Source organism: Solwaraspora sp. WMMA2059 (assembly GCF_027497315.1).
GTDB lineage: Bacteria > Actinomycetota > Actinomycetes > Mycobacteriales > Micromonosporaceae > Micromonospora_E.
On record NZ_CP114908.1, the window covers coordinates 5,219,797 to 5,235,846 of the forward strand.

The following is a 16,050-nucleotide window of genomic DNA, read 5'->3' on the forward strand; positions in this document are numbered from 1 at the left end:
CCACCTCCAGATATGCCACTCAACGACGACATGAAGATCGACAGGCGACAGTCACTCGACAGTTGACATATCTCTACCACGAGACCACGACAGCGTTGTCGACCGCCAATTGATCATCGACTGACGGCTGGCCTGCGAATCGGCATGAAGCACCACGATCCGCAGCCGGTCTCCACTCCACGCAATGCAGTTACCTGATCATCGGCGGAAGTCCAGCCGAGTAGACAAGATCATGTGAGGCTCAGATACCTTACGGGCGCGACGTAGGGTATCTGAGCCTCACATGATCTTGTAAATGCAGTTCCGGTCAGCTCAGCGAGCCGCCGGGGCCGGCGGGCTCCGGCAGGATCGACCGCAGTTCGGCGAGGTCGGCGGCGTCCGGCTGCCACGACCCGGCGGCGGCGTTCGCCCGTACCTGCTCGGGGGTGGTCGCCCCGGCGATCACCGACGCCACGGCCGGCTGCGCGGCCAGGCCGCCGATCGCGACCGCGAGCAGCGGCAGGTCCCGCTTCGCGGCGTACGCGTCGAGGGCCTCGATGACGTCCCACGGCGCTCCGGCGAGCCGGGCGGCGTACCGGCTGCTCTCGCCGGCCAGCCGGCTACCCGGCGGCGGCGCCTCGCTCCGGCGGTACTTGCCGGTCAGCAGCCCGTCGGCGAGCGGGAAGTACGGCAGCAGCCCCAGGCCGAAGCGCTGGCAGGCCGGCACCACTTCCCGCTCCACCCGCCGGTCCAGCAGGTTGTACTCGTTCTGGGCGCTGACGAACGGCGACAACCCGGCGGTACGCGCGGTCCACGCGGCGTCCGCGATCTGCCAGCCGGCGAAGTTCGAGCAACCCACATAGCGGACCTTGCCGGCGCGTACCAGGTCGTCCAGGGCCCGCAGGGTCTCCTCAACCGGGGTGACCGGGTCCGGCTCGTGGAACTGATACAGGTCGATGTGATCGGTGCCGAGTCGGCGCAGCGACGCCTCGACGGCCCGCACGATGTACCGCCGGGAGCCGCGTACCCCGTGGTCGACGCCGTTCATGCCGGACATGTCCATGCCGAACTTGGTGGCCAGCACCACGTCGTCGCGGCGGCCGCGCAGCGCCGCCCCGAGCTGTTCCTCGGAACCACCCGAAGGCGTGCCGTAAATGTCGGCGGTGTCGAACAGGGTGATCCCGGCGTCGAGTGCGGCGTCGACCACCGCCCGGGTGCCGGCCGCGTCCAGCTTGCGGCCGAAGTTGTTGCAGCCGACCCCGACCGCCGACACCATCAACCCGGAGTTGCCCAACCGGCGGTAGATCATCTCAGCCATGTCGGTCAGCGTACGTCCCAGACCGGCTCGGGGACCTCGACCACCTCGCCGTCGCCCTGGAACAGCACGAACCGGTCGAATGACCGGCTGAACCAACGGTCGTGGGTGACCGCGATCACCGTACCCTCGAAGGCCTTCAGCCCTTCCTCCAGCGCCTCGGCCGAGGCCAGGTCCAGGTTGTCGGTCGGCTCGTCGAGCAGCAGCAGGGTGGCACCGGACAGCTCCAGCAGCAGCACCAGGAACCGGGCCTGCTGGCCGCCGGAGAGGGTGCCGAACCGCTGGTCGACCTGGCCGGCCAGGTCGTAACGGGACAGTACGGCCATCGCCGCGTGCCGGTCCATCCCGTCACGGTGGTCGTCGCCGCGCCACAGCACGTCGGCGAGGGTCTGGTCGAGCAGCTCCGGCCGGTCGTGGGTCTGCGAGAAGTGGCCGGGACGCACCCGGGCACCGAGCCGGACCATCCCGTCGTGGGCCACCGGGGTGAGCGCCGCGCCGGCGACCGGGCCGGCCGCCGGGTCCGGGTCGGTTCCGCCCCGGGCCAGCAGCCGCAGGAAGTGCGACTTGCCGGTGCCGTTGGCCCCGAGCACCGCGACCCGGTCGCCGTACCAGATCTCCAGGTCGAACGGGTAGGTCAGCCCATCCAGCTCCAGTTGCTCACAGATCACCGCCCGCTTGCCGGTGCGGCCGCCGGACAGCCGCATCCGCAGCGACTGGTCCTTCGGTGGCAGCGGCGGCGGGCCTGCCTCCTCGAACTTGCGCAGCCGGGTCTGCGCGGCCTGGTACCGCGAGGCCAACCCGTCGTTGTACGCCGCCTTCTGCTTGTACATCAGCATCAGTTCGCGCAGTTTCTCGTGCTCCTCGTCCCAACGGCGGCGCTGCTCCTCCAGCCGGGCGTGCCGGGCGACCCGCGCGGAGTGCCAGCTGGCGAAGCCGCCCGGATGGGTCCAGGCGGAGCCGCCTTCGACGGCGACCACCCGGTCGGCGGTCTGGGCCAGCAACTCCCGGTCGTGCGAGACGTAGAGCACCGACTTGGTCGACTCGCGCAGCCGCTGCTCCAGCCACCGTTTCCCGGGTACGTCGAGGAAGTTGTCCGGCTCGTCGAGCAGCAGCACCTCGTCGGTGCCGCGCAGCAGCAGCTCCAACGCGAACCGTTTCTGTTGTCCACCCGAGAGGGTCCGGACCGGACGGTCCCGGACCCGGTCCCACGGCAGGTCCAGCACTGCGGTGGCCACCGTGTCGAAGACGACCTCGGCCTCGTAGCCGCCGGCTTCGCCCCAGGCGGCGAGGGCGTTGGCGTACCCGATCTGGGTTTTTTCGGCGGCGGCCGGGGTGGTGCCGGCGGCCTCAGCGGCGTGCACGGCCCGTTCGGCGGCGGCGAGCCGTTCTCCTGCGGCCCGCAGCGGCGGCGGGGCGAGCGACAGTGCCAGGTCGGCGAGTGTACGGTCGTCGCCGATCATGCCGATGAACTGCCGCATCACGCCGAGCCCGCCGGCGCGGGCGACTGCTCCGGTGGCCACCGGCAGGTCACCGGCGACCATCCGCAGCAGCGTCGTCTTGCCGGCGCCGTTCGGGCCGACCAGCGCCACTTTGGCACCCTCGCCGACCCGGAACGACACGTCGGCAAAGAGCTCCCGACCATCCGGCAGGGTGTGCCCTACCGCGGCCACGTCCACGTATCCCACCCCGGCATGGTGCCTGATCACCCTGGCTGTCGGCAGCTGAGATTCGCGCCACCGGGTGAGCGACTGGCACTGGCACTGGCGAACCGGGGTGGCGGTCAGTCGGCGTGGTGAGTGACCCGCAGCACCCGGTAGCCCTTCTGGCTGGCGTGCCGGTCCACCTGCCAGCCCTGGTCGCGCAGCCACTGCTGCACCGAATCGCCGCCCAGGTAGCGGGCGATGACCAGCCAGCCGACGCCGCCCGGGGCGAGGCGGGGCAGCCAGCGGGTGAGCAGGGCGTGCAGTTCCGCCTTGCCGACCCGGATCGGCGGGTTGGACCACAGCTGGGTGAAGGTGAGCTCCGGCGGCACGCGGTCCGGATCGGCAACCCGGACCCGGTCGGCGACGCCGAGCCGGTCGGCGTTGAGCAGGGTGAGCTCGCGGGCGCGGGCGTTCACGTCCACCGCGTGGACCGTTGCGGCTGGCGCCTGGTCGGCCAGCACACAGGTGATCGGGCCGTACCCGCAGCCGAGGTCGAGGAAGGGGCCGGGGTCGGTCGGTGCGGGCAGGTCGGCCTTGCGCAGCAGTACGGCGGTGCCCGGGTCGAGCCGGCCGGCGGAGAACACTCCGGCGGCGACGGTCAGGGTGTAGTCGCGGCCGGCGACCGCGAAGTCGATCTCCGACCGTACGTCCGCGGTGCCGGGCTGCGGGCTGAAGTAGTGGTCGCCGGTCACCGGGGCATTGTCGCCCAACCCGGGGTACGGCGTTGACGGCGGTCACCACGATCGATAGGGCTTATGCCCGATCTTCAATTGATGCAAGTCTTGACCGGCAGCTCTCCCCCCAATCCGTCCGTTACTCTGTGCGATATGACGTACGGGTACGAATCCGGCGCGGACCGCCGGCAGATTCGACCCGATCAATCGGCTCGGCCTCCGAGGTCCGCCGGTGTACCGCCGACGCCACCGCGCCCCCGGCCCCAGCCGACACCCCGAGCACACCGGGGTGGACAGCCGTCACCGCGACCGCGTCTCGGGGCCCAGCCGCCGCCGGGAGCACATCCCCGCGCTCAGCCCCAACCGCGTCCCCGCGCTCAGCCCCAACCGCATCCTGGGTTGGCGAGTCGACCGCCGCCTGCCGCACCGCCGCTGAGCGCCGGGCCCGCGCACTACGCCATGCCGCCTGGCACCGGGCCGGCGCACTACGCCGTACCGCCGCCAGGCGTCGCGCCGCCGCAGCGTGGTGCCGGCCCGGCACACTACGCTGTGCCACCGCCGCAGGCGTTCCGGCCGCCGCCCCAGGCGTTCCGGCCGCCGCCCCAGGCATACCGGCCGCCGCCCCCACCGGGACCGGCGGGCGGCGCGCCGCCGGGCAGCGGACCTGCTGCGGTCGGATCGTCCCGGAGCCCCGGGGCACGTCGTCAGACCGGACGCCGGCGACCGGGCACCGCCCCGCCGCCGGGCAGGACCCCCCGACCGAGTCGACACCCGACCGACCGTCCCACTGACCCTCAGGGCCGGCGACCGGCCGGGCCGGCCACGGCAGTGTGGTCGTCGACGAAGCTGTGGCAGGTCGTGATCAGCGGTGTCGCCGTCCTGCTGATGCTCGGCGTCTGCGGGCTGAGCTCGTACTTCATCGTCGTCGACGAACGTAACGGACGTGCGGCGGCGGGTGCCCCGGTGGCGGCACCGACGGTGGTCCCCCGGGACGTCAGCTCCCGGGAGGCCGATCCGCAGCCGCTCACCGTCGAGGAGGTCTTCCCGACCGGTGACATCGTGATCGACCCGGCCGAGCCGCCCTACCGGCTGCTGAAAACCCAGATCGAGGAGCGCTGCCGGGCGGCGGTCGCCGGCGATATCGGCACCCTGCTCGACGAACTCGGCTGCAACCAGGTGGTCCGCGGCACGCTACGGTCACCGACCGGCGAGTACCTGATCACCACCGGGGTGTTCAACCTGGCCGACGCCTCCGGCGCGGAATGGGCACACACCCGGATCAAGCCGATGGTCGATGAGGAGAAGGGCCGCTTTCAGGGCATGATCGCCGACGAGGGGACCGAGGCGATCGCGCTCTCCTCCGCCCAGGTCGGCTGGCACTCGCTCGGCCACTTCCTGATGTACTGCGTGATCGCCCGCGCCGACAGCGAACCGGTGCCCGCCGACGACCCGTATGCCCGGCAGATCCTCTTCGACATGCTGCAACTACACCTGCAGGCGAACGTGCTGGAGAAGCGGGCAGTGCAACCGGCGTCGACCGAGGCGGCGCCGGCCGAGGCGGCTGCGCCGTGACCGACGGTCAGCCGACGACCGGTAGCCGCAGCCGGCGGGTGACGCTGGCGCGGGCCGCGTAACCTGCCGGGTCGGTGGGGTAGCCGACCTCGACCAGGGTAAGTCCGTGTGGCGGGGCGACGGTGACCTCACTGGACCGTTCCCGCCGGGTCAGCAGGCTGCCCGGCCAGTCGACCGGCCGGCGGCCGTCGCCGACGAACAGCATCGCCCCGACCAGGCTACGCACCATCGCCTGGCAGAACGCGTCCGCCTGTACGGTGCCGATGAGTGTCCCGTCCGCGTCCCGGTGCCAGTCCAGCCGGGTGATCTGCCGGATCGTGGTGGCGTGCTCCTTGCGCCGGCAGTACGCGGCGAAGTCGTGCTCGCCGACCAGCTCGGCGGCGGCGGCGTTCAGCGCGGCCAGGTCGAGCGGACGCGGCCAGGCGAGCGTGTCGTGCCGGCGCAGCGGCTCGGCACCGTACGGGGCGTCGGTGACCCGGTACGCGTACCGCCGGTAGGTGGCCGCGAACCGGGCATCGAAGTCGACCGGCACCTCGGTGACCGCCCGCACCCGGACGTCGCGGGGCAGCGTACCGGCGAACCGGCGCAGTAGCGTCGCGGCCCGTTCGCTCCACACCTCGGCCGGCACGTCGAGGTGGCACACCTGGCCGGTGGCGTGCACCCCCGCGTCGGTACGCCCGGCCACGGTCAGCCCGAGCGCGACGCCCGGCCCGAACGCCCGGTCCAGGGCCTCGGTCAGCACCCCGGCGACGGTCCGCCGCTGCGGTTGCACCGCCCAGCCGGAAAAGTCGGTGCCGTCGTACGCGACATCGAGCCGCAGCCGGACGTCCCCCTGCCGCACCTGATCCTCCTGCGTCGCGTGGTTGCCGGAAAGGTCGCGTGGTTGCCGGAAAGACGGTGGGACCCGGCGCTGCTGTCGCAGCGCCGGGTCCCACCGGTTGTGGTCGTCGCCGACTCAGGCCTTGTTCTCGCCGTCGCCGGCCGGGGCGGCCTGGGTGGCAGCGGTGTCGGTGTCACCGGAGGCCGACACCGGCGGCTCGGCGTCCTGGTCGGCCGCGGCGTCCGCGTCGGTACGCGCGGCCGGCGCCTCGTCGGCACCGGCGAGCGCCTCAACCTTGTCCTGCTGGGCGGCTGCCCGACGGTCGGCCTTGGCCGGCGCCGGGGTGGTCATCACCAGCTCCTCGACCAGTTCGATGATCGCCATGGGGGCGTTGTCCCCCTTGCGCGGGCCGGTCTTCACGATCCGGGTGTAGCCACCCGGACGGTTGGCGAACCGGGGCGCGATCTGGTCGAACAGCTCGAAGACCACGTCCTTGTCCCGCACGACGGTCAGCACCCGACGGCGCGAGTGCAGGTCGCCCCGCTTGGCCTTGGTGATCAGCTGCTCCGCGAGGGGACGCAGCCGCTTCGCCTTGGTCTCGGTGGTCTTGATCTTGCCGTACCGGAACAGCGAGGTGGCCAGGTTGGCCAGCATCATCCGCTCGTGCGCGGGGCTGCCGCCGAGGCGGGGGCCCTTGGTGGGCGTGGGCATGGTTGGTGCTCCTCAGTGGTGGCGGCAGCCGGCGTTACAGCTGCTCGGTCTCGCGGTAGTCGTCGGTGTCGTAGTCGGCTTCGCTGAAGGAGTCCACGACGTGTGCCGGGTCGAAGTTGGGCGCCGAATCCTTCAGGCCCAGCCCCATCCCGGCGAGCTTCATCTTGACCTCGTCGATCGACTTCTGACCGAAATTCCTTATATCGAGGAGGTCCGCCTCGGTCCGCCCGATCAGCTCGCCGACGCTGTTGATGCCCTCGCGCTTGAGGCAGTTGTACGACCGTACGGTCAGGTCCAGCTCCTCGATCGGCAGCGCCAGGTCGGCGGCCAGCTGGGCGTCCTGCGGCGACGGCCCGATGTCGATGCCCTCAGCGGTCTCGTCCAGCTCGCGGGCCAGGCCGAACAGCTCGACCAGGGTGGAGCCGGCCGAGGCCAGCGCGGTACGCGGCCCGATCGACGCCTTGGTCTCGACGTCGATGATCAGCCGGTCGAAGTCGGTCCGCTGCTCGACCCGGGTCGCCTCCACCCGGTAGGTGACCTTGAGCACCGGCGAGTAGATCGAGTCGACCGGGATCCGGCCGATCTCGGCGCCCGCCTGCTTGTTCTGCGCGGCGGTGACGTACCCGCGGCCCCGCTCGACGGTGAGCTCCATGTCGAGGCGGCCCTTGCCGTTGAGGGTGGCCAGTTTGAGGTCCGGGTTGTGTACCGAGACCCCGGCCGGCGGCTGGATGTCACCGGCGGTCACGTCACCGGGGCCCTGCTTGCGCAGGTACATGCTGACCGGCTCGTCGTGCTCGGAGCTGACGCACAGCTCCTTGACGTTCATGACCAGCTCGACCACGTCCTCTTTGACGCCGGGGATCGTGGTGAACTCGTGCAGCACGCCGTCGATCTTGATGCTGGTGACCGCCGCGCCCGGAATGGAGCTGAGCAGCGTACGCCGCAGCGAGTTGCCGAGCGTGTAGCCGAAACCCGGCTCCAACGGCTCGATGGTGAACAGGGACCTCGTGTCGCTGATCGACTCCTCGGACAGAGTCGGCCGCTGGCTGATGAGCACGTACTTCTCCTTGGGTCGGGGCGACCGCTATATGACGCCCGTCGGTCGTGCGCCCGTCGACGGGGGCCGGGCCGGTGCCGTACGTCGGTGACGCCGGTCGACCGCGACCCCCGTCGACGGGGGTGGCTCACTTCGAGTAGAGCTCGACGATCAGCTGCTCCTGAACCTGCGTGTCGATCGTCTGACGCGCCGGCATGGAGTGCACGAGGATCTTCATCTGGCTGGGGATCGCCTCCAGCCAGGCCGGGACGGTCTTGGAACCGGCCTCGCCCTGGGCGACCAGGAACGGGGTCAGCTCCTTCGACTTCGTCCGCACCTCGACGATGTCGTGCTCCTTGACGCGGAACGAGGGGATGTCGACCTTCTTGCCGTTGACCATGAAGTGCCCGTGCTTGACCAGCTGGCGCGCCATGTCCCGGGACTTGGCGTAGCCAGCCCGGTACACGACGTTGTCCAGCCGGGACTCCAGGATCTGCAGCAGCACCTCACCGGTCTTCGCCTGCTTGGCCACTGCTTCCTCGTAGTAGCCGCGGAACTGCTTCTCCAGCACGCCGTACACCCGGCGGGCCTTCTGCTTCTCCCGCAGCTGGAGGAGGTACTCGGTCTCCTTGGTCCGGCCGCGGCCGTGCTGGCCGGGTGGGAAGGGCCGGGATTCGAACGGGCACTTCGGCCCATCGCACTTGCTGCCCTTGAGGAACAGCTTCATCTTCTCCCGCCGGCAACGGCGGCAGTCAGCACCCGTGTAACGAGCCATCTCTTCCTAACCTCTCAGACCCGGCGACGCTTCGGCGGACGGCACCCGTTGTGCGGCTGCGGCGTGACATCGGAGATCTGCCCGACCTCCAGGCCGACGGCCTGCAACGAACGGATGGCGGTCTCCCGGCCGGAGCCGGGGCCCTTGACGAAGACGTCGACCTTGCGCATGCCGTGCTCCATCGCCCGCCGGGCGGCGGCCTCGGCGGCCAACTGCGCGGCGAACGGCGTCGACTTGCGGGAGCCCTTGAAACCGACCTGGCCGGCGGAGGCCCAGGAGATCACCGCACCGGTCGGGTCGGTGATCGAGACGATGGTGTTGTTGAAGGTGCTCTTGATGTGCGCCTGCCCGTGGGCGACGTTCTTGCGTTCCTTGCGCCGGACCTTCTTGACAGCGGCTCCAGCGCGAGCCTTCGGTGGCATAAGTTTTCTGCGCTCCTATTGAACGATCGAGGTATCCGGGCGAGCCCGGCGGCGGCCAGGACTACTTCTTGCCCGGCTTCTTCTTGCCGGCGACGGTCCGCTTCGGGCCCTTGCGGGTCCGGGCGTTGGTCCGGGTGCGCTGGCCGTGCACGGGCAACCCGCGGCGGTGCCGGATGCCCTCGTAGCAGCCGATCTCCACCTTGCGGCGGATGTCTGCGGCAACCTCCCGACGCAGATCACCCTCGACCTTGAAGCTGGCCTCGATGTGATCCCGGAGCTGGACCAGCTCCTCGTCGGTGAGGTCCCGGACCCGCTTGTTCGGGTCGATGCCAGTCGCGGCAAGCGTGGCGATCGAACGGGTCCGGCCGATCCCGAAGATGTAGGTGAGCGCGATCTCCATCCGCTTCTCGCGGGGCAGATCCACGCCGACTAGACGTGCCATGTGCGGGCGTACTCCTCAAGTGGTGTGCACGGAGGTCTGAGCCCGCCCCACCCCGGCTGCCCTCGCCGACCACCCAGCTGGGTGGGCCGGCATGCCGGGCCCCGGCCTCCGACCGGGGGTTGCGCCACGGACACGGCGACATGGTCACCGGGTGCTCGCGGCTGGGACGAGCATGTGCTGTTGTGCGATCGGCCGCCTGAACCGCCCCGTCGCCGGCCCGGCTCCTGCCGGTCGGCTCGGGGTCAGCCCTGGCGCTGCTTGTGCCGCGGGTCGGTGCAGATCACCATCACCCGGCCGTGCCGGCGGATCACCCGGCACTTGTTGCAGATCCTCTTGACGCTCGGCTTGACCTTCACGGTTTGCCTTACTTCCGTTGACGCCCGGCCGCGTACACGGTGCGGGCTTGAGGACGGACACGGGACGCCCCGGCCGCCGTCAGGCGGTTACTTGTAGCGATAGACGATGCGCCCGCGGGTCAGGTCGTACGGCGAAAGCTCGACGACGACCCGGTCCTCGGGCAGGATGCGGATGTAGTGCTGCCGCATCTTGCCGCTGATGTGAGCCAGCACCTTGTGGCCGTTGGCGAGCTCCACCCGGAACATTGCGTTCGGTAGTGGCTCGATCACTCGACCTTCGATCTCGATGGCCCCGTCTTTTTTCGGCATGTCCTCCGCTGTCCTGACGTCGGTTGCTCGGGATCGGCTCACAACACCATTCGCGGACGGACCCGTCCGGCCTGCCGACCGTACCGATTCGACCGCGCCAGCCGCGGCTCCAGACGTCTGACGACGGGCTCGGCCCGGGTTACCGAAACCCAGGCGACACCCGATCAGACACGGCCTGCCGAAGCGCAGAGCAGGCACGCTGGAGTGGACGCTGTGCGCCGACCTATCAGTGTACGCGGGTTGTCACGCGGACAGCAAACCACGCGCTGCTGCGGGTCAGCATACCCGACAAAGCAGCAGGATCAGGGAGTTTACCGGCGACCCGCCGGGCGTCGGTCAGGCCTTCAGCCGCCGGGCGCCGGGCGCCGGTCAGGCCTTCGGTCGCCGGCCGACCGCTTGGCCTCCGGTGTGCGGCCGGGTGGCTACCCCTGGCCCGGGGCCGGACCGTCGGCCCCGCCGGACTCCTGCTCAAGCCGCTTGCGTTCCGCCTTCTCCTGCTTGGCCAGGTGCCGCCGGGCCTGCTTGGCCGCACACTGTTGCGGCTCGCCCTTGATCAGACCCAGCACGGTGGTCACCAGCAGCACCGCGCCCCACGGGCCGGCCACCCAGCCCGGCCAGAAGTACCGCAGGTCCTGACTCATGACGCAGGTCACCGCCCAGATCGCGATGGTGATCCCGACCGCCGTCCCGTACCCGTCCCACTCGTTGACCAGCCACCGGCGGGTCGCACCGGGGTAGCGGCCGTCCGGGCCGGGAGTCAACTCGGCCGGCAACCCGTCGGCGACGACCGGCACCAACTGGGAGCGTCCGGCGGCGGTCACCGGTGGCAGATCGTCGAGCAGTCCGTCCAGATCACCGTACGTCTTCGCCGCGTAGGCCAGCTGCAACCGCTCGTCGAACTCGGCAAGATCCAGTCGACCCTCGCTCAGCGCGTTGCGCAACCGTTCGGCCACTGCCTCCCGGTCGGCGTCGGCCGCCCGCATCCCGTCCCGCCGATCCATGGCTACCAGCTTGACACCCCGGTGCCAGCCCGACCAGACCGGCACCTGACCAGGGGGGCGGCCGGAGCCGGGGCAGGCCCCGGGTCAGCGTCGGGAATCGGCCGGCTGACGGGCGGTCACCAGATCGCCGAGCCGGGAACGCCCGCCATCCGGCTCGGTCAACACCCAGACGCCGTCCGGCAGCAGCGCCATCGAATGCTCGACGTGCACCGCCATCGACCCGTCCCGGGTCACCACCGTCCAGCCGTCGGCCAGCTCGTCGGTGCCGGCCGACCCCTCGGTGATCATCGGCTCGATGGCCAGCGCCATCCCCGGGACCAGGCGCGGGCCCTTACCCGGCCGGCCGTAGTTGAGCACGTGCGGGTCCTGGTGCATCTCGGTGCCGATCCCGTGGCCGCCGTAGCCCTCGACGATGCCGTACCGGCCGCCCGCCCGGATCGCCCGCTCCACCGCGTACGAGATGTCGGTGAGCCGGCCACGGCCGCTGACCGCACCGCGCGCCGCAGCGGCGATTCCGGCCCACAGCGCGTCCTCGGCGACCGTGATCATCCGCAGCAGTTCCGGACGCACCTCCCCGACCGGCGCGGTGAAGGCCGCGTCGCCGTGCCAGCCATCCAGCACCGCACCGCAGTCGACCGAGATGACGTCGCCGTCGCGCAGCACCTGCCCGGCGGCCGGGATCGCGTGCACCACCTGCTCGTTGACCGAGGAGCAGATGGTCGCCGGGTAGCCGTGGTAGCCCTTGAACGACGGAACCGCACCGGCGTCGCGGATCGTCGCAGCGGCGATGGCGTCCAGATCGGCGGTGGAGACGCCGGGGGCGATCGCCGCCCGCATCCGGGCCAGTGCGTCAGCGACCACCAGACCGGCGGCCCGCATCCGGTCGATCTGCTCCGGAGTCTTCAGCTGGATGTCCAGCTGCTGGCGGCGCATCGGGCGCTACCCGCCGTACGAACGCAGGGCGTCGATCGCGCGTACGGTGACGTCCTCGACCGGCCCGGTGGCGTCGATCCCGACCAGCTTGCCCTGGGCCCCGTAGAAGTCGACCAGCGGCGCGGTCTTGTCGGCGTACTCCACCAGGCGCTGGGCAATGGTCTCCGGCTTGTCGTCGTCGCGCTGGAACAGCTCGGCACCGCACCGGTCACAGCGGCCCTCGGTCGCCGGCGCGTCGAACTCGACGTGCCAGATCTTGCCACAGCCCCGACAGGTACGCCGGCCGGACAGCCGCCGGATCACCTCGTCGTCGTCGACGACCAGCTCCAGCACCAGATCAAGCGCGGTGCCGAGGTCGGCCAGCAGCTTGTCCAGCGCGGCTGCCTGCGGAGTGGTTCGCGGGAAGCCGTCGAGCAGGAAGCCTTCGGCGGCGTCCGGCTCGGCCAGCCGGTCCCGGACCATGTTGATGGTCACCTCGTCCGGAACCAGCTTGCCGGCGTCCATGTATCGCCTGGCCTCGACACCCAGTGGCGTGCCCTGGGAGACGTTGGCCCGGAAGATGTCCCCGGTCGAGATTTTGGGCACGACCAGGTGAGCGGCGATGAACTCGGCCTGGGTCCCCTTCCCCGCCCCGGGGGGACCGACCAGTACCAGCCTCATCTACCGGAGGAACCCTTCGTAGTTGCGCTGCATGAGTTGGCTCTCGATCTGCTTCACGGTTTCCAGACCGACACCGACCATGATGAGCACGGCGGTGCCACCGAACGGGAAGTTCACGTACTGGTCGCTGTCCAGCCAGATGAAGAAGAAGTTCGGCAGGACGGAGATGAGGCCGAGGTAGAGCGCACCGGGGAGGGTGATCCGGCTGAGGATGAAGTCGAGGTACTCGGCCGTGGGCCGGCCCGGCCGGATGCCGGGCACGAAGCCACCGTACTTCTTCATGTTCTCCGCGACCTCGGTCGGGTTGAACGTGATCGACACGTAGAAGTACGTGAAGAAGATGATCATAAAGAAGTACGTGACGATGTAGATCGGGCTGGTCGGGTTCGCCAGGTTGTTCTGGATCCACGCCTGGACCTGACCAGGGTCGTTCGGATCGAAGAACTGCAGCCCGAGCTGCGGCAGGTAGAGCACCGACGAGGCGAAGATCACCGGGATGACACCGGCCTGGTTGACCTTCAACGGGATGTAGGTCGAGGTGCCGCCGTACATCCGCCGGCCGATCATCCGCTTGGCGTACTGCACCGGGATCCGGCGCTGCGCCTGCTCGATGAAGACCACCGCGGTGATGACCACCAGAACCAGCACGATCACCAGGCCGAACATGCCCCAGCCGTGGGTGTTCTTGATCGCCCACCCCTCGCTGGGCAGTCGCGCCGCGATCGAGGTGAAGATCAGCACCGACATGCCGTTGCCGACGCCCCGGTCGGTGATCAGCTCGCCGAGCCACATCACCATGCCGGTGCCGGCGGTCATCGTGATGACCAGCACGCTGAGCGTCAGCCAGGTCGGTAGGCCGGTCCCGTCGGGGATGATCGGCCACTGGTCGCACATGTTGTTGAACAGCTGCCCGGATCGGGCCAGCGCAACGAACGCCGAGGCCTGCAGGATGCCCAGGCCCAGGGTCAGGTAACGGGTGTACTGGGTGATCTTGGCCTGGCCGGACTGCCCCTCCTTGCGGAGCTGCTCCAACCGTGGAATCACCACGGTGAGCAGCTGCAGGATGATCGACGCGGTGATGTAGGGCATGATGCCCAGCGCGAAGACGGACAGGGACAGCAACGCACCGCCGGAGAAGAGGTTCAGCAGGGTGAAGACCCCGCTGGAGTCCCCGGACTCCATGGCGGTGATGCACTGCTGCACGTTGCCGTACGACACGCCTGGGCTCGGCAGCGTGGCGCCGAGCCGGTAGATCGCGACGATGAAGACCGTGAACAGCAGCTTCTTGCGCAGGTCAGGCGTGCGGAACGCACTGAGAAAGGCGGAGAGCAACTTCTTCCTCCTGCGCGAGGCGGCCGCCGGATGTTCTGGCGGGTCGGGTGGGTGCGGAGCGCCCGATATCCATGGCTGGCATCGGACTCTAACAGTCCGGCGTCGGTCTGGGCAGGCGTGCCCTAGAACATACACCGGTCCCGATATTAACGGGACGGAGGCTTCACCAGTAGGCCGTGGCGCCCGTCAGTCGCGGACAACTGAGCGAGCGCCACGTCCAAGCTGGGTGTTCAGAGCTCGGTGACCGAGCCGCCAGCTGCGGTGATCTTCTCCTTGGCCGACCCGCTGAACGCGTGCGCCGACACCTGGAGAGACACACCACCGAGGTCGCCGCTGCCCAGCACCTTGACCGGCTGGCCCTTACGGACCGCGCCGGACTCGGCCAACTGCTGCGGACCGACCTCACCACCGTTCGGGAAGAGCTCCGCCAACCGGTCCAGGTTGACCACCTGGTAGACGACCTTGAACCGGTTCTTGAAGCCCTTCAGCTTCGGCAGACGCATGTGGATGGGCATCTGCCCACCCTCGAACGCCGCCGGGATGTTCTTGCGGGCCTTGGAGCCCTTGGTGCCCCGACCGGCGGTCTTGCCCTTGGAGCCCTCACCGCGGCCCACCCGGGTCTTCGCGGTCTTGGCCCCCGGCGCCGGCCGGAGGTGGTGGACCTTGATCGCCATTACTCGACCTCCTCGACCTTCACGAGGTGGTTCACGGTGAAGATCATGCCCCGAATCTCGGGCCGGTCCTCCTTGACCACCACGTCGTTGATCCGCTTGAGACCGAGCGACCGCAGCGACTCCCGCTGGTTGCGCTTGGTCCCGATCCCGGACCGGACCTGGGTCACCTTCAGACGTGCCATCACAGCCGCCCTCCGTTCATCTTCGCTGTCACGCCCCTGCGCCCGCGCGGGACGCGAGCATCGCGGCTGGGGCCACGTCCTCGACCGGCAGGCCACGCCGGGTGGCGACCGCCTCCGGCGACTCCAGGCTCTTCAGCGCGGCGACCGTGGCGTGCACGATGTTGATCGGGTTCGACGAGCCGAGGCTCTTGGAGAGCACGTCGTGGATGCCCGCGCACTCCAGCACCGCACGCACCGGGCCACCGGCGATCACACCCGTACCGGCACTCGCCGGCTTCAACAGGACCACGCCGGCGGCGTCCTCGCCCTGCACCGGGTGCGGGATCGACGCGGCGATCCGGGGCACCTTGAAGAAGTGCTTCTTGGCCTCCTCGACGCCCTTGGCGATCGCCGCCGGCACCTCCTTGGCCTTGCCGTAACCCACGCCGACCGTGCCGTCGCCGTCGCCCACGATCACCAGGGCGGTGAAGCTGAAACGCCGACCGCCCTTCACGACCTTGGCGACCCGGTTGATCGCGACGACGCGCTCCAGGTGTGGGGTCTTCTCGACGGGCGCGTTGCCGCGACCGCCCTCACGGCGGTTGTCGCGGCGACCACCTTCGTTGCCACCGGACCCGCCGCCACGACGCTGTTGACCTGGCATCAGCAGCCTTCCTTCCTACTCGTGACGGGGTTTGCTTCGATTTGCGTCTGGACAGGCATCAGACGGCCGCTAGAACTCGAGTCCGGCTTCGCGGGCAGCGTCGGCCAGCGCGGCGATCCGCCCCGCGTACCGGTTGCCCCCACGGTCGAACACGACCTTGGAGATACCTGCCGCCTTGGCCCGCTCGGCGAGCAGCTCGCCCACCTTGCCGGCCAGTTCGCTCTTGGCACCCGCGGTACCCCGCAGCGACGCGTCCATGGTCGACGCGGACGCCAGGGTGTGACCCTTGGTGTCGTCGACGATCTGGGCGACCATGTGCTTCAGGGAACGGGTGACCACCAGGCGCGGCCGCTGCGCGGTCCCACTGAGGTTCTTGCGCACCCGGAAGTGCCGGCGCGCCCGCCCGATGGCACGCCGCGCGGAGACGCTGCCGCCCGCCCGACGCTTCAACAGTGTGGCGCTCATCGGAACCCGCCTCCGTTCGCGACTGCGGGGCTCGCAAGCTCGCTCC

At 69.9% G+C, this 16,050-nt stretch carries 20 protein-coding genes; 1 reads left to right on the plus strand and 19 read right to left on the minus strand.

Annotated features, from left to right (window positions below):
* Nucleotides 1-307 precede the first annotated feature (307 nt).
* The 3 genes from O7553_RS23870 to O7553_RS23880 form a co-directional block, all read right to left on the minus strand.
* A complete protein-coding gene (locus O7553_RS23870; protein ID WP_281551878.1) occupies nucleotides 308-1,297 on the minus strand; it encodes an aldo/keto reductase in 990 nt (329 codons plus the stop codon).
* 5 nt (nucleotides 1,298-1,302) lie between these two features.
* Complete coding sequence (locus tag O7553_RS23875) at nucleotides 1,303-2,979, minus strand: ATP-binding cassette domain-containing protein (RefSeq protein ID WP_281551879.1); 1,677 nt, start codon at nucleotides 2,977-2,979, stop codon at nucleotides 1,303-1,305.
* 95 nt (nucleotides 2,980-3,074) lie between these two features.
* Nucleotides 3,075-3,689, minus strand: coding sequence for a methyltransferase (locus O7553_RS23880; protein WP_281551880.1), 615 nt, complete (start codon nucleotides 3,687-3,689; stop codon nucleotides 3,075-3,077).
* Nucleotides 3,690-4,529: 840 nt separating this feature from the next.
* Here O7553_RS23880 and O7553_RS23885 point away from each other — a divergent pair.
* Nucleotides 4,530-5,243 carry a hypothetical protein gene (locus O7553_RS23885; protein ID WP_281551881.1) on the plus strand — a complete coding sequence of 238 codons (714 nt, stop codon included), beginning with the start codon at nucleotides 4,530-4,532 and terminating at the stop codon, nucleotides 5,241-5,243.
* Between the two features lie 7 nt (nucleotides 5,244-5,250).
* Here O7553_RS23885 and truA read toward each other — a convergent pair whose 3' ends face one another.
* The 16 genes from truA to rplR form a co-directional block, all read right to left on the minus strand.
* Entirely contained in the window at nucleotides 5,251-6,084 is an 834-nt protein-coding gene (truA, locus tag O7553_RS23890; protein ID WP_281551882.1) for a tRNA pseudouridine(38-40) synthase TruA, read from the minus strand.
* A gap of 114 nt (nucleotides 6,085-6,198) precedes the next feature.
* A complete protein-coding gene (gene rplQ / locus O7553_RS23895) occupies nucleotides 6,199-6,774 on the minus strand; it encodes a 50S ribosomal protein L17 (RefSeq protein WP_281551883.1) in 576 nt (191 codons plus the stop codon).
* Between the two features lie 34 nt (nucleotides 6,775-6,808).
* Nucleotides 6,809-7,831 carry a DNA-directed RNA polymerase subunit alpha gene (locus O7553_RS23900; protein ID WP_278173705.1) on the minus strand — a complete coding sequence of 341 codons (1,023 nt, stop codon included), beginning with the start codon at nucleotides 7,829-7,831 and terminating at the stop codon, nucleotides 6,809-6,811.
* A 127-nt stretch (nucleotides 7,832-7,958) separates the two neighbouring features.
* On the minus strand, nucleotides 7,959-8,585 hold the full coding sequence (rpsD, locus tag O7553_RS23905) for a 30S ribosomal protein S4 (RefSeq protein WP_123606126.1): 627 nt from the start codon (nucleotides 8,583-8,585) through the stop codon (nucleotides 7,959-7,961).
* A 14-nt stretch (nucleotides 8,586-8,599) separates the two neighbouring features.
* A complete protein-coding gene (gene rpsK, locus O7553_RS23910) occupies nucleotides 8,600-9,007 on the minus strand; it encodes a 30S ribosomal protein S11 (RefSeq protein ID WP_007073011.1) in 408 nt (135 codons plus the stop codon).
* 61 nt (nucleotides 9,008-9,068) lie between these two features.
* The gene (rpsM, locus tag O7553_RS23915; RefSeq protein WP_123606127.1) at nucleotides 9,069-9,449 is read right to left on the minus strand and encodes a 30S ribosomal protein S13; all 381 of its coding nucleotides are present in this window, start codon (nucleotides 9,447-9,449) and stop codon (nucleotides 9,069-9,071) included.
* 242 nt (nucleotides 9,450-9,691) lie between these two features.
* Nucleotides 9,692-9,805, minus strand: a complete 114-nt coding sequence (gene rpmJ / locus O7553_RS23920; protein ID WP_012184307.1) for a 50S ribosomal protein L36 — start codon at nucleotides 9,803-9,805, stop codon at nucleotides 9,692-9,694.
* An 87-nt stretch (nucleotides 9,806-9,892) separates the two neighbouring features.
* Nucleotides 9,893-10,114, minus strand: a complete 222-nt coding sequence (gene infA, locus O7553_RS23925) for a translation initiation factor IF-1 (protein WP_007073013.1) — start codon at nucleotides 10,112-10,114, stop codon at nucleotides 9,893-9,895.
* Between the two features lie 422 nt (nucleotides 10,115-10,536).
* Nucleotides 10,537-11,115, minus strand: coding sequence for a DUF1707 domain-containing protein (locus O7553_RS23930; RefSeq protein WP_281551884.1), 579 nt, complete (start codon nucleotides 11,113-11,115; stop codon nucleotides 10,537-10,539).
* An 84-nt stretch (nucleotides 11,116-11,199) separates the two neighbouring features.
* Nucleotides 11,200-12,048, minus strand: coding sequence for a type I methionyl aminopeptidase (gene map, locus O7553_RS23935; protein ID WP_281551885.1), 849 nt, complete (start codon nucleotides 12,046-12,048; stop codon nucleotides 11,200-11,202).
* 6 nt (nucleotides 12,049-12,054) lie between these two features.
* Nucleotides 12,055-12,708: an adenylate kinase gene (locus O7553_RS23940; RefSeq protein WP_281551886.1), complete on the minus strand. Its 654-nt coding sequence runs from the start codon at nucleotides 12,706-12,708 to the stop codon at nucleotides 12,055-12,057.
* A complete protein-coding gene (gene secY / locus O7553_RS23945) occupies nucleotides 12,709-14,040 on the minus strand; it encodes a preprotein translocase subunit SecY (RefSeq protein WP_281551887.1) in 1,332 nt (443 codons plus the stop codon).
* Nucleotides 14,041-14,270: 230 nt separating this feature from the next.
* Nucleotides 14,271-14,714 (minus strand): 50S ribosomal protein L15, encoded by a 444-nt coding sequence (rplO, locus tag O7553_RS23950; RefSeq protein ID WP_278173697.1) that lies wholly within the window; start codon nucleotides 14,712-14,714, stop codon nucleotides 14,271-14,273.
* Nucleotides 14,714-14,896 carry a 50S ribosomal protein L30 gene (gene rpmD, locus O7553_RS23955; RefSeq protein WP_199757998.1) on the minus strand — a complete coding sequence of 61 codons (183 nt, stop codon included), beginning with the start codon at nucleotides 14,894-14,896 and terminating at the stop codon, nucleotides 14,714-14,716. Before rpmD ends, rplO begins: the two co-directional genes overlap by 1 nt.
* A 28-nt stretch (nucleotides 14,897-14,924) precedes the next feature.
* On the minus strand, nucleotides 14,925-15,539 hold the full coding sequence (gene rpsE / locus O7553_RS23960; protein WP_123606133.1) for a 30S ribosomal protein S5: 615 nt from the start codon (nucleotides 15,537-15,539) through the stop codon (nucleotides 14,925-14,927).
* Nucleotides 15,540-15,608: 69 nt separating this feature from the next.
* Nucleotides 15,609-16,004, minus strand: coding sequence for a 50S ribosomal protein L18 (rplR, locus tag O7553_RS23965; RefSeq protein ID WP_281551888.1), 396 nt, complete (start codon nucleotides 16,002-16,004; stop codon nucleotides 15,609-15,611).
* Nucleotides 16,005-16,050 lie beyond the last annotated feature (46 nt).

Excerpts from the sequence above, each read along its gene's own strand:
- rpsM (WP_123606127.1), bottom strand. The coding sequence starts at position 9,449 with ATGGCACGTCTAGTCGGCGTGGATCTGCCCCGCGAGAAGCGGATGGAG.
- rpmD (WP_199757998.1), bottom strand. The coding sequence starts at position 14,896 with ATGGCACGTCTGAAGGTGACCCAGGTCCGGTCCGGGATCGGGACCAAG.
- rpsK (WP_007073011.1), bottom strand. The coding sequence starts at position 9,007 with ATGCCACCGAAGGCTCGCGCTGGAGCCGCTGTCAAGAAGGTCCGGCGC.
- rplR (WP_281551888.1), bottom strand. The coding sequence starts at position 16,004 with ATGAGCGCCACACTGTTGAAGCGTCGGGCGGGCGGCAGCGTCTCCGCG.
- O7553_RS23870 (WP_281551878.1), bottom strand. The coding sequence starts at position 1,297 with ATGGCTGAGATGATCTACCGCCGGTTGGGCAACTCCGGGTTGATGGTG.
- rplO (WP_278173697.1), bottom strand. The coding sequence starts at position 14,714 with ATGGCGATCAAGGTCCACCACCTCCGGCCGGCGCCGGGGGCCAAGACC.
- O7553_RS23930 (WP_281551884.1), bottom strand. The coding sequence starts at position 11,115 with ATGGATCGGCGGGACGGGATGCGGGCGGCCGACGCCGACCGGGAGGCA.
- rplQ (WP_281551883.1), bottom strand. The coding sequence starts at position 6,774 with ATGCCCACGCCCACCAAGGGCCCCCGCCTCGGCGGCAGCCCCGCGCAC.
- O7553_RS23940 (WP_281551886.1), bottom strand. The coding sequence starts at position 12,708 with ATGAGGCTGGTACTGGTCGGTCCCCCCGGGGCGGGGAAGGGGACCCAG.
- infA (WP_007073013.1), bottom strand. The coding sequence starts at position 10,114 with ATGCCGAAAAAAGACGGGGCCATCGAGATCGAAGGTCGAGTGATCGAG.
- rpsD (WP_123606126.1), bottom strand. The coding sequence starts at position 8,585 with ATGGCTCGTTACACGGGTGCTGACTGCCGCCGTTGCCGGCGGGAGAAG.
- rpsE (WP_123606133.1), bottom strand. The coding sequence starts at position 15,539 with ATGCCAGGTCAACAGCGTCGTGGCGGCGGGTCCGGTGGCAACGAAGGT.
- map (WP_281551885.1), bottom strand. The coding sequence starts at position 12,048 with ATGCGCCGCCAGCAGCTGGACATCCAGCTGAAGACTCCGGAGCAGATC.